Below are 15,619 nucleotides of genomic sequence, written 5' to 3'. Positions count from 1 at the left end.
CGTCAGGCTCCCGCCGCCGGCCTGCCGACGCGCCGCAGCCGGTAGCGGGTCAGCAGACCTGCGACGAGCACGGCGATCAGCGACAGGGCCACGATCAGGTTGGCGATGTAGCTCGAGACGTTGACCGCCCGGCTCATCGAATCCGCGCCGACGAAGACCGCGGCCACGAACAGGGCCGCCGCGACCGTGCCCAGCGGCGAGAGGCCCGCCAGCATCGCCACGACGATCCCCGCATAGCCGTAGCCCGGCGACAGGTCGGCGGCGAGGAAGCCCTTCACCCCCGCCACCTCCCCGGCCCCGGCGAGCCCCGCGAGGGCCCCCGACAGGGCCCCGACGGCGACCAGCGTGCCGCCGACCGGCAGCCCGGCGAAGCGCGCGGCGGGCGGCGACTCGCCGACCGCCCGGATGGCGAAGCCCGCCACCGTGCGGGCCATGAGGCCGTGCAGCAGGACGGCGGCCGCGAGCGCGATGAGCAGGCCGGCATGCAGCCGCGTCTTCTCCATGAGGCGGGGCAGGGTCGCGGCCTCGAGGAGCGGCTCCGATTGCGGCCAGCCCATGCTCATCGGGTCCTTCATCGGCCCCTCGATCATCATCTGCACCAGGAGCAGCACCACGAAGTTGAGGAGCAGGGTCGTCACCACCTCGTCGGCGCCGATCGTCACGCGGGCGAGCGCCGGCCCGATCATCATGGCGGCACCCGCGAGCGCGCCCGCGAAGAGGACCAGGGGCAGCAGGAGGGGCGCCGGCCAATCGAACGCGCCCGCGCCGACCGCGATGGCGGCGAGCGCCCCGCCATAGAGCTGCCCCTCGGCGCCGATGTTGAAGAGCCGCGCCCGGAACGCGATCGCCGCGGAGAGCCCGGTGAGGATCAGGGGCGTGGCGCGGGTCAGCACCTCCGACAGGGCGAAGCGCGAGCCGAGCGCGCCCTCCGCCATCGCCGCATAGGCCCGCCCCAGGGGAGCGCCGGCCAGCATCAGCGGCACGGCAGCGAGGCCTAAGGCCGCCAGGGCGGCGCAGGCGGGCACCGCGAGCGCGAGGCTCCGGGAAGGGGTGCCGCGGGGCTCCAGGCGGATCATGCGGGCTGCCTCGCGCGCGCGTGGTCTTGCCCACGCTCCTGCGCCTCCCCGTGCTCGGCCGCCTGGCCGGCCATCATCAGGCCGAGGCGGGTCCGGTCGAGGGTCTCGGCCGGCAGGGCCGCCGAGAGGCGGGCGCGCGCCATCACGGCGATGCGGTCGGACAGCGCGAACACCTCGTCGAGGTCCTCCGAGATCAGCACGATGCCCGCACCCCGCCCACGGGCCTCGAGGAGGCGGCGGTGGATCTCGGCGACGGCCCCGACGTCGAGCCCGCGGGTCGGCTGCGCGGCGACGATCAGGGCTGGCGCGCCGTCGAGCGCCCGGGCGATGATGACCTTCTGCATGTTGCCGCCGGAGAGGAGGCGGATCGGCGCGTCGGGGCCGGGGCAGCGGATGCCGTAGGCCTCGATCGCTCCTCGCGCCCGCGCCGCCATGGCACGCCGCCGCAGGAAGCCGAGGCGCTGGAAGGGCCCGCGGATCTCCTCGATCGCCACGTTCTCGGCCACGCTCATCGCGCCGACCGCCCCCTCGCGGTGACGGTCCTCCGGGATGCGGCCGATGCCGGCACGGATCGCCTCGGTCGGATCGAACCGGGTCACGACCCGGCCCTGCAGCCGCACCGTCCCGGCTCTGGGCCGGGCGAGGCCGAAGAGCAGGCGCGCCAGCGCCGCCTGGCCGTTGCCGGCCACGCCCGCGACGCCGACGATCTCGCCCGCCCGCACCACGAGGTCGGCCCGGTCGAGGCGGCTGCGCAGGTCGGGCCCTGCCACCGCCACGCCCTCCAGCGCCAGCACCTCCGGCCCCGGCGGGCGGGCGGTCCGGCGCACCGGGGCCACCGCGCGGCCGACCATCAGGGCGGCGAGGTCGGCCCGGTCGGCCCCCGCGGTGGCGCGCTCGGCGACCTTGCGGCCGGCCCGCAGCACGGCGACCCGGTCGCTGCCGGCCGCGACCTCGCCGAGCTTGTGCGAGATGAAGGCGATCGCCAGCCCCTGGGCGGCCAGCGCCCGCAGCACCGAGAACAGCCCCTCGCTCTCGGCCGGCGTCAGCACGGCGGTCGGCTCGTCGAGGATCAGCACCTGCGCGTCGCGGTAGAGCGCCTTCAGGATCTCGACCCGCTGACGCTCCCCGACCGTGAGGGTGCCGACCGGCACGGCGAGGTCGACGGTCAGGCCCGCCCGCGCCATCAGCGCCGCGAGCCGGTCGCGGGCCTCGGCAATGCGGCGGCGCAGGCGCCAGAGCGGCTCGGTGCCCAGCGTGATGTTGTCGAGCCCGGTCAGGGCCTCGGCCAGGGTGAAGTGCTGGTGCACCATGCCGATGCCGGCGGCGAGCGCCGCCCGCGGCCGCCCCGCCGGCAGCGGCACGAGCCGACCGGCCGCGTCGGCCACCCGCACCGTGCCGGCATCGGCGGTGTAGTGGCCGAACAGGATGTTCATCAGGGTGGTCTTGCCGGCCCCGTTCTCGCCGAGGATCGCCAGGATCTCGCCCCGATGCAGGGTGAGATCGATGCCGTCATTGGCGAGAAGCGGGCCGAAGCGCTTGGTGATCCCGCGCAGTTCGAGGGCGACGGGGCGCGGCGCCCGGGTGCCGTCGACGGCCCCGTCGATGGCGGCCGTTCCCGCCACGTCAGGCGGTCGGCTTCGGTTCGGAATCGTCGATGGCGACCTTGAAGGCACCCGAGCGGATCTCCGCCTCCCGCGCCCGCACCTGGTCGATCACCGGCTGCGGCACCAGGCCGGGGTCGAGCGGGGCGAGGGAGCAGCCGCCCTTGGCCATGCCGCTCCAGGGACCGTAATCCTCCGCGCTCCAGCTCCCGTCGATCACCTTGGCGACCGCCCGGTCGATGGTCGGCTCCATGTGCCAGAGCGCGGACGCGATCACCGTGCCGGGATACTGGCCTGCCGTGTCGATGACGTTGCCGATCGCCTTGACGCCGCGCTCCTTGGCGGCATCGGAGACGCCGAAGCGCTCGGCGTAGAGCACATCGGCCTTGCGCTCGATCATCGCGAAGGCCGTCTCCTTGGCCTTGGGCGGGTCGTACCAGGAGTTGATGAACGAGACCAGGAACCTGACGTCCGGGTTGACCGACTTGGCCCCGGCCATGAAGGCGTTCATCAGCCGGTTGACCTCCGGGATCGCGTAGCCGCCGACCATGCCGATGACGTTCGACTTCGTCGCCTTGCCGGCCACGATGCCGGTCAGGTACGAGGCGTCCTGGATGTAGTTGTCGAAGACCGAGAAGTTCGGCCCTTGCGCCGGGAAGGACGAGCCCATCAGGAAGGCCGTTCCCTTGTAGTCGGTCGCGATCTTGCGCGCGGGCCGCTCCAGGCCGAAGGCCTCGGCGATGACGAGGTCCTTCTTGGCCTCGGCGTATTCGCGGATCACCCGCTCGGCATCGGTGTTGGCGACGTTCTCGGAATAGACGTAGGCGATGTCGCCCCGCGCGACCGCGGCCTTCAGGGCGAGGTGGATGCGGCTGACCCATTGCTGCTCGATCGGCACGGACGCGACCAGGGCGACGGAGACCGGTCGCGCCTTGGCGGCCCGGGCCGGACCGCCCATCAGGCCGGCGATCCCGGCGGCGCCGATCCCGGCCAGTACCCTCCTGCGGCTCCCGCTCAGCCGGTCGAGATCCATCGCACGCCCCGCATCAAGGCCACGATCCGTGGCACAGCCTTCCCGCCCGGAGAGGACCATGACCATCCGGCGTGGACAAGGCCCATCTTTGAGCAGTCCTGTGCTCGAAATCGGCACCGACGACAGGAGAGACGTGCCGTGGACGCGACCGCAAGGCGCGGCCGCGTCATGCCGAACCGCTCCGGCTCACCCGGCCCGCCCGGAGGACCTCGTCCTGAGAAGGGGAAGCGGGAGCAGGGCCACGAGCGTGATCGCCGCCGTCAGCCACCAGGCGCGCTCGTAGGCGGCGAGCCGGCCGAGTGCCGTGTCCGGCGCGCCGATGACGGCCACGAAGATGGCGACGCCGAGCGCGAGGGCCGTCTGCCTGATCATGTTGAGGACGCCCGACCCGGTGGCGAAGGCGGAGGCCGGCAAGGCCGCGGTCCCGGCGCCCATCACCGTCGGGAAGGTGAGCCCCACGCCGATGCCCGAGAGCACCATGCCGGTCACGGCGACCGGCATGCTCGGCTCGAGCCCCGGCACCATTGCCCACCACGCCATGCCCGCCGCGAACAGCGCGACGCCGAGCGCGACGACGGAAGCGGGACCGATGCGCGCGATGAGGCGCCCGGCGAGGAGGAGCGAGGTGACCGGCACCAGGAACGGGCCCGGCGCGATGGCGAGGCCCGCCTTGAGGCCGGACCAGCCCCAGCCGTCCTGCAGCCACAGCGCGATCGACAGGAGCATGGCCCCGAAGGCGACCGAGTAGGGCGCCAGGACCAGGACCGCCCCGGTGAACGGCCGGATGCGCAGGAGCGCGGGGTCGATGAACGGGTTCTCGGAGCGCAGGCAATCGGCGACGAAGAGCGCGAGGAGCAGGAGCGCCCCTCCGAGGGTGAGCGCCGTCGGCCAGGACGCCCAGCCCCACTCCGGCGTCTTCATGATGCCGTAGGTCAGGACCCCGATGCCGAGCGTCACGAGGGCGGCCCCCCAGGCGTCGGGCCGGCGCGCCGCATGCCCCGGCACCGGGGGCAGGTGGCGCAGGCCGACGACGAGGGCCACGACGCCGATCGGCACGTTGACGAGGAAGATCCAGCGCCAGCTCCAGGCCACGAGGAAGCCGCCGACGACGGGGCCGAGCGCCGCCGCGAACCCGCCGATCGCCGTCCAGGTGCGGACCGCGTGGCCGCGCCGCTCGGGTGGGAAGGCCGCGAGGAGCAGGCCGAGCGAGGTCGGCGTCATCAGGGCCGCGCCGGCCGCCTGGACCACCCGGAACGCGACCAGCATCGCGACGCTCGTCGCCGCCGCGCAGGCGGCCGAGGCGAGCGTGAACAGGGCCACGCCGAGGAGGAAGCTCAGGTCGCGGCGGTGCCGCTCGGCGAGGCGGCCGAAGAAGACCAGGAGCGCGGCGTAGACGATGGCGTAGCCGTTCAGGATCCAGGACAGGCCCGCGAGGTCGGCACCCGTGAAGTCCCGCGCGATATCGGGAAGCGCGACGTTGACGATGAACAGGTCGAGGTTGGCCAGCACGATGCCGACGCAGACGATGGCCAGCACCTGGTCGGGCCGGATCGGCCGCGCCGGGGGAGAGGCCGCGCCTTGGGCCGCGGCGTGCCCGGGCGCCAACGGATCCCGGGTGGGCGGCGGAACGAGTGGGTGGGCGGTCACGTCACACCTCCGATACGTAACTGGGTACGTTTTGTTTTCTGCGCGGCAGTCCGGTTTCCAAAGCTGACCTGCGCGGGCGGGCCCGCGCTTCGTCCGCTTGGCGTCTCGTTTCGCCTCAGGTGTTGACCGCAGGACCGGCGGCCGCCTCTGCGAATCCTGCCTGGCCGGGCGGCGGAACCTGTGCCGCCAGGATGTCGAGAGAGGTTCGCCGGAGCACCTCCGCCACCGCCTCGTCGGCAGCCTGGAACAGCGGCGGCAGCGCGCGGGCCATCGCCTGCTGCACCGGACAGCGCGGGTTGCCGCGCTCGCGCAAGGCGAACAGCGCCCCGTTGGGCTCGACGGCGCGGTAGATCTCCTCCAGCGAGATCTCCGCCGGGGAGCGCGAGAGCTCGACGCCGCCATGCCGCCCCGGCCGCAGGCGAACGAGGCCGCTGCGCTCCAGGGTCTTCAGGATGCGACGGACGACCACCGGGTTCGTGTCGAGGCTCCTCGCGAGCAGTTCCGCGTTCGCACCCTCGGCACCCCGCCAGGCGACGACGCAGAGAGCCTGGACGGCGCTCGCAAGGAGGCTGTTTGCTGCCATAACAGAACTATCTCGGTTCTGGTTTCAGAGGTCAAGCGAGACGCGCGGCTCGCGCCCGCGAGGATCATGTCCCGGGGCGCGGTGTCACGACGTCCCGGACGCGCGAGACATCGAGCCGGCCGGCGCGTCCCCGCAAGTGACGGCCGCCTGAGGAGGGCACGGGCGCGCCCCGTTTGCGACGCGGCGACCTCGGTTGCCTGACGCCTCGTGCCTGCATGCGTGCGACTCCGCCGGCCTGCGTCCGGTACAGGTCCCGGTGCCCCGGCCGGTCCGGTCCCCCGGATGCATCGCGGGCACCGTCCCGCTCGGCGTTGGGACCCGCGAGGCGGTGATCGCGTGATGCGGTCTGCGCAGGAGCGTCCGCAAACCGCGAGGGGTCATCAGAACGGGCTCTTGAGGACTTTCCAGGCGTCGTCAAACCCGTGCTCGATCTTGCCTCCGGCCTCCTCGAACGCCGAGCCCGCCTTCTTGAAGGCGGCGACGACGTCCGCGGTGGGGAGCTTGAGGTCGAACTTGAGTTCCGCCCCGAACAGGGCGAGCCCGATGAACGCGTCGATGCCGAACGCGATGTTGCCGCCGTCGACGCCGACCTTGATGTTGGCGTCGAGCCCGGTGGCTCCGGGCGACGCGATGGCGGCCCCACCCGATGCCTCGTAGCCCTTGTACAACAGGGTCCCCTCCTCGCCCGCCGACACGTAGGCGCCGGCGCGCGCGCCGTACTTGACCTCCGCGCCGGTCAGGCCGAGGGAGGCGGCCGCGCTGGCATCCGCCCTCACGATCGCCATCAGCGTCGTGGTCTGGACGCCGTCGAGCCCGCCCGCGAGGGTGCCCTGCTCGCTCTGGGTCGCCGTCACGCCGCTCTGGACGCCGACGTAGCCCTTCAGCTTGATGCCCGTGATGCCGGCCGTCACGTCCCCGTCCGCCAGCGCCTGCGCGAAGGCCTTCACGCTGGCGTGGCCGCCGAGATCGAGCGTGGCGCTGGTGCCGGCGATGGCCGTCGCGTGGACGCTCACGCCGGTCGCCGTGACGGCGGCCGCGGCCGAGGCCCCGGCCTGGGCCAGCACCGTGCCGATGATGCCGGATCCGAGATCCGCCGTCGCCTGCGCGGCGACGCCGGCCGCCGCGCTCTCGGACAGGAAGGTGTGGGTCTTCAGCGTGACGTCTATGCTCTTCTCGAGTCCCTCCTTCTTCGGGTCGTTCGTTCCCTTGCTGTCCGCCTCGGCGGCGTTCTTGCGGAAGTAGTCGATCTGACGCGATTGCGCGTACTTGTCGTGGAAGTCGGTCAGCAGGTCGTTGCTGATCTGGAAAGCCTGCTGCGCCACCTGCTCGGGTGTCGGCTCCGGGACGGACTGGCCCGGGAGCAGGGCCGCCGCGCTGGTTCCCGAGCCCGGGTTGGCCCGGATCTCCGCCGCGATGACCTTGGGCATCAGGGCCTGCATGACCTCGGAGATGGTCTGGGCCTCCGCGCGGGTGCCGGCATCGGCGGCCGTCCCCGCGATGAGGCCGAGTTCGGCCCCGAGCCCCGCCACGATCCCGACCCCGTTCGTCGCTTCCAGCCTGTCGCGCAGGCCCGCGGCCGCATTCGCCGCGGCCAGGTGATCGGCGGCGCCGAAGCCGCCGGCCTTCGCGGCGGCCGCCTCGGCCTGGCCGACCGCCACCGCCGCGAGGTCGAGCTTGGCGGCCACGAGCTGGCCCGCCGTCGTCTCGTCGTAGCCGAGAGCGCTCTGGCCGGCATTCGCGGAGGCGAGGGCGTTCACCGCGTTGAGGAGGACCGAGAGCCCGACATCGCCGCGCATCTGGCCGTGCGCCACCAGGGTCGCGATGTCGACCTCCGCCTTGCCGCTCAGGAGCCGGCCCGTCATCTCGATCTTCAGGCCTTCGCTGAGCCCCGCGGCCGCGAAGCTCGCGAGCGCCAGCGCCGCGTCCGTCGAGACGTGGGCGGAGGCCGCGGCCCCCTCCAGCGCGGCGATCAGGTCGCCCTGCCGGGCGGCGCTCGTCGCCGCGTCCCCGGTGGCGAGCCGGGCGCCCGTCGCGAGCGCCAGCGACGCCACCTCGCCGCCCAGCGCCTCGACCACCGGCACGATCCTGCCGCCGGTCGCCATCGCCACCCCGTACTGCGTCTCGATCGAACTCCGGAGGAAGCCGAACTCCTCGCTCGGGGTGGCACGACCCGACGCCGGTGGGGTCTGGATCGGGGTCGGCGCGGTCCCCGGGCCCGCTACGGCCAGGGAGGTGTAGGTGGCCGCCGGCGAGACGGGCGCCTTGTCGGCCGTCGACCCGCCCTGCTTGGCCTGCGAGAGGGTGTGCGCCAGCGCGGCGGCCTCGGCATAGAGCCGGGAGACCACGACCCCGCCCTCGAAGAGCCCCGGCAGCACCGTCGCACCGGCCCCGGGCCCCGCCTTCTGCACGAGCGCGACGGCTTCGTCCGCGCGATCCAGGGCCTCCGCGCCCGACAGGTGTCCGGCGGCGATCTCGCGCGCCAGGTCGGCCTCCGCCCGCCCGTCGAGGAGCGCGTCCGCGAGCGCGCGGGTCGCCGCCGCGTTCCCCTTGTTCGCGAGGTCCATCAGGGCCTTGGTGCCGCCGCCGATGCCCATGTCGAAGGTCGTCTGCATCGCCTTGCGGGCCGCGACCTCATCCGCGACCGCCGCGTTGCCGCCCAGGAGCTTGTCGAGGGCTGACAGGGCCGCGACGGGATCGGCGTGGAGGCCGGGCGCCATCGTCTCGACGACGCCGATCGCCGCGGTGGCGTCCTGGCCGGCCTTGCCGAGGGCGGCGATCCGGTCCTGCACGACCTTGCTGCCGCCGAGCGCGAGGTCGAGCGCCTCCAGGCGCCCGATGCCCGAGACCGCGGCGGCGGAGGCGGCGGTCTCGATCTGCGCCGCCACCTGGGACACGGTCAGGCTCCCGGTGATCCGGCCGGCGTCGTCCACGCCGCTCGCGATCGACCCGAAGGCGGTCGCCTCGGCGGCCCGGCCCGGATGGGCCGCCCCGTCCGCCAGGCCCTTGGCCAGGGCATCCGCCCCGCCGACCGCGGCGATGATCCGCGCGGCCCTCGCGAGTTCGGCCCCGTGCGCGCCTTCGAGGAGCGAGGTCAGGGTCCCGAGATTGGCCTGGGCGGCCTTCGTGCTCGCCGTCTGGGCGGGTTGCCCGGCGAAGTCGGCCCTCAGCGCCGCCGCGGCGGCGTCGAGCGTGGCCTCGACGATGTCGGTCGCGGCGCCGAGGCTCATCCCGAGGGCGGAGGCGCGGTCGGCGGAGCGGGCCGCGAGGGTGCCGAGGGCGTCCTGCGCCACCTTGAGGGCGTCCGCGGCGCCGAGCGCCCCGTCCCCGACCAGCCGCACGAGATCCGCCTCGGCCGCGCCGCTCGCCAGCCGCCGCGCCAGTTCGGCCGCGAAGGGCCCGCTCCCGCCGGCCGCCCGGTCGGCGGCGAGGAGAGCCGCGTCGACGGAGGCGTTGGCCGCCGCCGCGCCGGCCTCCACGGAGAACAGCGTCGGCGGCGCCGACGGACTCGGCTGCGCCAGCGCGGCATCCATGCCGGCCTGCAGCGCGGCGGCGCCGCCGAGCGTGCTCACGATGCGGCCCGCCCCGGCGAGGTCGGCCGCGTGCGCGCCTTCGAGGAACCCCGCCACCGTCCCGAGATTCCGCTGGGCGTTCGAGGCGCCCACGGCCTGGGCGGCCTGCCAGGCGGAATCCTTGGCGAGCGCCGCCGCGGCGGCGTCGAGCCTCGCCGCCGCGATGTCGGTCGCGGCGGCGAGGCTCATGCCGAGCACGGTGGCATGGTCGGCGGAGCGGCCCGCGAGCGTGGCGAGCGCGTCCTGCGCCAGCGCGAGGGACGCGCTGGCGCTCATCGTGCCGGCCCCGACCTTCTGCGCGAGGTCGAACTCGGCCGCCCCGCTCGCGAAGCGCCGCGCCAGTTCGGCCGCGAAGGGCCCGGCGTCCCCGGCCGCCCGGTCGGCGGCCAGCAGCGCCGCATCGACGGAGGTGTCGGTCACGGCCGCGGCGGCCTCCACCCCCAGCACCGTCGTGGCGGCGCTCCGGTCCGGCTGCGCCAGGGCGGCGTCGATGCCGGCCTGGAGCGCGTCCGCCCCGCCGGCCGCGGCGGCGACCCGCCGCGCCCTGGCGAGACCCACGGCGTACTGGCCCCCTTCGAGCAGCGCGGCGAGCGCGCCCAGATTGGCCCGGGCGGCCTGCGTCGCCCCGGCCTGGCCCGGATCGGCGGGGAGCGCCGCGACCTGGTCGCGCGCCGCGGCGTCGAGCTTGGCCGCGGCGACGGCCTGCGCCGCCTCAAGGTTCATGCCGAGGGCCGTGGCGTGATCGGCCGAACCGGCGGCGACGCGGAAGACCGCCTCCGACAGGATCGAGGCCGCGGCCTCGGCGTTCAGCGCGCCGGACGCGACCATCCGGGCGAGTTCCGCCTCGGCCGCGCCGCCGCCCACCTGCCGGGCGATCTCCGCGAGGATTTCCGGCCGACCGCCCCCGCTCCGCGCGAAGGCGGTGAGCGCGGCGACCTGGCCGACGCCGGCGCGCGTCGCCTCCGCCTCGATCACCGTGACGACGGCGTCGCCCGCGAGGGTGCCGGCGGTCAGGGCTTGATGGAGGTCGCGCGACGTCGCCCCGTTCGCGAGCCGCGCGGCCATCTCGGCGGCGAGCGCCGGCCGGCCGCCCAGCGCCGCATCGAGGGCCACGAGCGTGGCATCGACGGACCGGCCGGCGGCGGCCGCTCCGGCCTCGATGTCGCGGATCGCCGCGGCCGCATCGGTGCCCGGCCGGTCGAGCAGCCGCCCGATCTCGCCCGCGACGGCGTTGCCGCCGAGCGTCCCGTCGAGCCGCGCCAGCGCCGCGGCCGGGCTCATGCCCGCCGCGGCGGCCTCCGCGGCGACCAGCTGCGCGGCCCCCAGGCCCGTCAGGGTGCCGCCCGCCACCTGGGCGGCGAGGTCGCGCATGGTGGCGCCGCTCGCGAGCCGCGCGGCCATCTCGGCCTCCAGGGCCTTGTTGCCCCCCATCGCCTGGTCGAGGGCGAGGAGCGCCCCGTCGACCGGCCTGTTCTGCGCCGCGAAGGCCGCCTTCAGGGTCTGGAGCGCGGTCGCGGCGTCGGCGCCGCCCGCGAGCGCCGCGCGGGCGATCTCGGCCTCCAGGGCCTTGTTGCTGCCGAGCGTCCCGTCGAGCCGGGCGAGCGCGGCGACCGGGCTCTCGCCCAGGCGCGCCGCCGCCGCCACGATGGTCTGCGCGGCGGCCTGGTCCGTCATCGCGCCGCTCCGCACGGCGGCGCCGAGGTCGTCCGCCGTCGCGCCGGTGAAGAGCCGCTGCCCGATCTCGACCCGGACGGCGGTGCGGCCGCCGAGCGCCTGGTCGAGGGCGAGGAGCCCGGCATCGACCGACTTGCCCTGCGCCTTCCAGGTGCTCTCCAGGACCGGGATCGCCACGCGGGCGTCGTCGACGGTCCCCGCGCGCAGGAGACGGACGAGCTCGCCCTCTACCGCGGCGTCGCCGGCGCTCGCCGCCTCCAGGGCGGCGAGCGCGTCGAGGGCACGGCCGCCGCCCCGCGCGACCGCCGCCTCGATCGTCTGGACCGCCGCCTGCCCGGTCGTCGCCCCGCTCTGGACGAGGGCGCCGAGATCGCGGGCGGCCGAGCCGTCGTATGCACGCCGCCCGATCTCGCTCGCGACCACCTCGTTCCTGCCGCCGAGCGCCAGGTCGAGGACGAGGAGCGCGGCGTCGACGGGCTTGCGCTGCGCGGCCCAGGCCCGCTCCAGCGCCCGGAGGGCGTCGAACTGCTCCTGGATCGTCCCGGTGGGCAGGAGCCGCCCGATCTCGCCCTCGATCGCCGCACCGGCGCCCATGGTGCCGACGAGCTTCGTGAGGGCGGTGAGCGGGTTCGCCCCGGCGCGCGTGGCGACCGCCTCGAGGGTCTGCACGGCCGCCGCATCGGTCAGGCTGCCGGCCTTCACCAGCGCCGCGAGATCGGCCGCGGTCGTGCCGTTCGCCAGGCGGGCGTTGATCTCGGCGGCGATCTCGGGCTTCCCGCCCGTCGCCTTGTCGAGGACGAGCAGGGCCGCGTCGACCGACCGGCCCGAGGCCGCGACGCCTGCCTCGAAGTCCCGGATGACCGTCGCGATGCCGGGACCCCAGAGCGGCATCAGCCGCGCGATCTCGGCCTCGACGGCGGCGTTGCCGCCGAGCGCCCCGTCGAGCCGGGCCAGGGGCTGGACGAGGCTCCCGCCGAGGAGGCCGACCTCCGCCTCGATGGTCCCGATCGCGGTCTTCTCCGTGATCGCGCCGGCCCGGACCAGGGCGGCGAGGTCGCTCGCGGCCGCCCCGCTGGCGAGCCGCGCGGCGATCTCCGCCTCCACCGCCGGGTTTCCGCTGCGCGCCCCGGTCAGGACGATGCTGGCATTGTCCCCGGTCAGGGTCCGGCTCTTGCTGCCGCCGTCGAGGCTGACGAGGGCGGCGTCCACGGAGCCGCGATGGGCGGCCACCGCCGCCTCGAGCGACGTGATCGCGGTCGCGGGGTCCGCGCCGGCCGCGAGGGCCAGGCGCGCGACCTCGACCTCGACGGCGGTGCTGCCGCCGAGCTTGCCGTCGAGCCCCGTCAGCGCCCCGGCCGGATCGACGCCCGCGCGGGAAGCCGCCGCCTCGATCGCCGTGATCGCGCCGCTCTCCGTCATGGCCCCGCGTTGCACGAGCCCGGCGAGGTCGGACGTGGCCGCGCCGCTCGCGAGCCGCGCCGCCAGCTCGGACCGGATCGCCGCGTGGCCCCCCGCGATGCCGTCGAGGGCCGCGAGGGCGGCGTCGACGGATTGTCCGGACGCCTTCGTCCAGCGCTCGACATCCTGCACCGCCTTGGCGGCGTCCGCCCCCGGCTGGGACATCAGCCGCACGATCTCGCTCCGGACCGCCGCGTCGCCGCGCATGGCCCCGTCGAGCCGCGCCAGCGCCTCGATCGGGTCCGCGCCCGCCGCCGCGGCGGCGGCCTCGATCGTCCGGGCGGCCGCCGCATCGGTCAGGGCGCGAGACTGGACGCGGGCCCAGAGGTCGCTCGCCGCGCTGCCGTTGCCGAGACGGGCGGCGATCTCCGCCTCCACGGCCTTGCTGCCGCCGCTCGCCTGCTCCAGCGCGAGGAGCCCGGCCTCGATCGACGTCTTCTGCGCGGTCCAGACCGCTTCGAGCGCCTGGATCGCGCCCTTCGCCTCCGCGGCGCTCGCCGCCGGCAGGAGCCGTCCGATCTCGGCCTCGACGGCGGCGCTGCCGCCGAGCTTGCCGTCGAGCTGCGCGAGCGCCCCGATCCGGCCGCCGGCCGCGGCCGCGGCCTCCGCGGTGCTCGCCTGGATGGCGGCCTGCGCGGTGAGGCTGCCGCCCCTGACGAGGGCCGCGAGATCGGTCGCCGCGGCGCCGCTCGACAGGCGCGCGGCGATCTCGGCCTCGACCGCCTTGCTGCCGCCGCTCGCCTGCTCCAGCGCGACGAGCCCGGCATCGACGGACCGCTTCTGCGCGGCCCAGCCGGCCTCCAGGGCCTGGATCGCGCTCTTCGCGTCCGCGGCGCTCGCCGCGGGCAGGAGCCGCCCGATCTCCGCCTCGACGGTCGCGCTGCCGCCGAGCCTGACGGCGAGCTGGGTCGCCGCCGCGATCTGGCCCGTGCCCGCCGCCGCGGCCTCGGCCTCGATCGTTCTCACGGCCGCCTGCTCGGTGAGGCTGCCGCCCTTCACGAGGGCGGCGAGGTCGGACGCCGCGGCGCCGCTCGCGAGGCGGGCGGCCATCTCGGCCTCGACCGCCTTGCTGCCGCCGCTCGCCTGCTCCAGCGCCGCGAGACCGGCATCGACGGAGGTCTTCTGCGCGGCCCAGCCGGCTTCCAGCGCCTGGATCGCGCTCTTCGCCTCGGCGGCGCTCGCTCCGGCCAGGAGCCGCCCGATCTCCGCCTCGACGGCGGCGTTGCCGCCGAGCCTGACGTCGAGCTGGGCCACCGCCCCGATCCGGCTGCCGGCGGTGGCCGCCGCCTTCGCGGCGGCCGCCTGGACGGCCGCCTGCGCGGTGAGGCTGCCGCCCTTCACGAGGGCGGCGAGGTCGGACGCCGCGTCTCCGCTCGCGAGGCGCGCGGCGATCTCGGCCTCCACCGCCTTGCTGCCGCCCGTCGTCTGCTCCAGGGCGACGAGGCCGGCATCGATCGACTTGCGCGCGGACGTCCAGCCCGCCTCCAGCGCCTGGATCGCGCCCTTCGCCTCGGCGGCGCTCGCGGCGGGCAGGAGCCGCGCGATCTCGGCCTCGACGGCGGCATCGCTCCCGAGCTTGCCGGACAGCCCGGTGACCGCCCCGATCCGGCTCGCCCCGGCGATCGTCGCCTCGGCCTCGATGGTCTGGATGGCGGCCTGCCCGGTCAGGGTCCCGTCCTTCACGAGGGCGGCGAGGTCGGTCGCGGCCGCGCCGCTCGACAGGCGGGCGGCCATCTCGGCCTCCACCGCCCTGAACCCGCCCGTCGCCTGCTCCAGCGCGAGAAGCGCCGCATCCGCGGACCGGTGACCGGATTGCGCCGCGCTTTCGAGGCCGGTGATCGCCGCGGTCAGGGACCCGCCGGCGAGCTTCAGCCGCGCGATCTCGACCTCGACGGCCTCGTTCCCGCCCCTCACCTGCCGGTCGAGGTCCGACAGCGACGTGATCTGCTGGGTCCTGCCCGCCCGGGAGGCCTCCGCCTCGATCGTGGCGGCCGCCGCCTGGCCGGTCATGTCGCCGGCCTGGACCAGCCGGCCGAGATCCTTCGCCGCCTGGCCGGTGGCGATCCGGGCCGATTCCTCGGTCGTGAAGGCCGAGACCAGGGACGCGCTCGCATTGTGCTGCTGGAGCGAGGTCCGGATCTGGACGAGCTGCTGGTCGGCCGAGTGATGCCGATCCGCGGCCGCGTTCGCCTCGACATAGGCGATGACGTCGCTCGCCTGAACCTGCCGGGTGATCACGAGGGCGGCGATCTCGTCGGTGCGGTTCCCGCCCGCATCGTGCGCGATGAGATCCTCGTGGATCAGGTCCTGCGCCCGCTTCTTGGGATCCGTGGCCGCCGCCGTGACCCCGCCGACGATCATGTCGAGCGTGTCGTCGTCGAGTTCGCGGATGGTGGAGGGCTGGACGGGCGTCTGGCTCATCGGTCGGGTTCCCTTGGCGGTGCGGTTCCTGGATCGATGTCGCCCGCCGGGCGGGCTCATCCGGTGCCGGTCAGCCCGCCGGGCAGGCCGGTGTGGAGCGCGCCGCTCAGTTGAGGCTCGTCGGGGGAACGGTCTCGCCGGTCTCCGGCGCGGTCTCTTGCCCAGTCTCTTGCCCAGTCTCTTGCCCGGCCTCTTGCATGGTCCCGGCAGCCGGCCCGGCGGGCCCGGCACCCTGCACCTCGCGCGCGAGATTGATGATCCGGGCCGCGAAGGTGATCACCCGCTGCCGGAACTCCTCCTCGTCGGAGCGCCCCTTCGACAGGACGCCGATCACGGCCCCGAGGCGCTGCGGGTCGAGCGCGGCGATGCCGGGCAGGCAGACCAGCATCGCGGTGAGGCCGACCGCGTGCGCGGTCTGGATCTGGTTGGCCGACGCGATCTGGGTCAGGCTCTGCCCGAGGAGGGCGGTCAGGGCCTGGACCGCCTGCGCGGTCTCGCCCGCCTCGCCCGGGGCCGTCTTCGTCTCGCTCATGGTCGCTCACCTCTCTCGGCTGGTC

The 15,619-nt window shown here is 75.3% G+C and carries 7 protein-coding genes; all 7 read right to left on the bottom strand.

All coding sequences use genetic code 11. From position 1 onward, the window contains the following. Positions 1-2: 2 nt before the first annotated feature. Entirely contained in the window at positions 3-1,076 is a 1,074-nt protein-coding gene (locus tag EU555_RS05560) for an ABC transporter permease (protein ID WP_135413677.1), read from the bottom strand. Continuing rightward, positions 1,073-2,680 (bottom strand): ABC transporter ATP-binding protein, encoded by a 1,608-nt coding sequence (locus EU555_RS05555; protein ID WP_135413947.1) that lies wholly within the window; start codon positions 2,678-2,680, stop codon positions 1,073-1,075. The genes EU555_RS05560 and EU555_RS05555 overlap by 4 nt, the downstream gene beginning before the upstream one ends. A gap of 19 nt (positions 2,681-2,699) precedes the next feature. After that, complete coding sequence (locus tag EU555_RS05550) at positions 2,700-3,710, bottom strand: BMP family protein (RefSeq protein ID WP_135413676.1); 1,011 nt, start codon at positions 3,708-3,710, stop codon at positions 2,700-2,702. 186 nt (positions 3,711-3,896) lie between these two features. After that, positions 3,897-5,357 (bottom strand): DHA2 family efflux MFS transporter permease subunit, encoded by a 1,461-nt coding sequence (locus EU555_RS05545; protein WP_205820794.1) that lies wholly within the window; start codon positions 5,355-5,357, stop codon positions 3,897-3,899. Positions 5,358-5,472: 115 nt separating this feature from the next. Continuing rightward, the gene (locus tag EU555_RS36625; RefSeq protein WP_135413674.1) at positions 5,473-5,940 is read right to left on the bottom strand and encodes an RrF2 family transcriptional regulator; all 468 of its coding nucleotides are present in this window, start codon (positions 5,938-5,940) and stop codon (positions 5,473-5,475) included. A gap of 380 nt (positions 5,941-6,320) precedes the next feature. Then, on the bottom strand, positions 6,321-15,062 hold the full coding sequence (locus EU555_RS05535; protein ID WP_135413673.1) for a hypothetical protein: 8,742 nt from the start codon (positions 15,060-15,062) through the stop codon (positions 6,321-6,323). Between the two features lie 106 nt (positions 15,063-15,168). Then, entirely contained in the window at positions 15,169-15,594 is a 426-nt protein-coding gene (locus tag EU555_RS05530) for a hypothetical protein (protein ID WP_135413672.1), read from the bottom strand. Positions 15,595-15,619: the final 25 nt, after the last annotated feature.

Source organism: Methylobacterium nonmethylotrophicum, assembly GCF_004745635.1.
GTDB lineage: Bacteria > Pseudomonadota > Alphaproteobacteria > Rhizobiales > Beijerinckiaceae > Methylobacterium > Methylobacterium nonmethylotrophicum.
This window is presented reverse-complemented; position numbering and strand designations above follow the sequence as displayed.

Bases quoted from the DNA above. Each gene is read 5' to 3' on its own strand.
- EU555_RS05560 (WP_135413677.1), bottom strand. From the start codon at position 1,076: ATGATCCGCCTGGAGCCCCGCGGCACCCCTTCCCGGAGCCTCGCGCTC.
- EU555_RS05550 (WP_135413676.1), bottom strand. From the start codon at position 3,710: ATGGATCTCGACCGGCTGAGCGGGAGCCGCAGGAGGGTACTGGCCGGG.
- EU555_RS36625 (WP_135413674.1), bottom strand. From the start codon at position 5,940: ATGGCAGCAAACAGCCTCCTTGCGAGCGCCGTCCAGGCTCTCTGCGTC.
- EU555_RS05535 (WP_135413673.1), bottom strand. From the start codon at position 15,062: ATGAGCCAGACGCCCGTCCAGCCCTCCACCATCCGCGAACTCGACGAC.
- EU555_RS05530 (WP_135413672.1), bottom strand. From the start codon at position 15,594: ATGAGCGAGACGAAGACGGCCCCGGGCGAGGCGGGCGAGACCGCGCAG.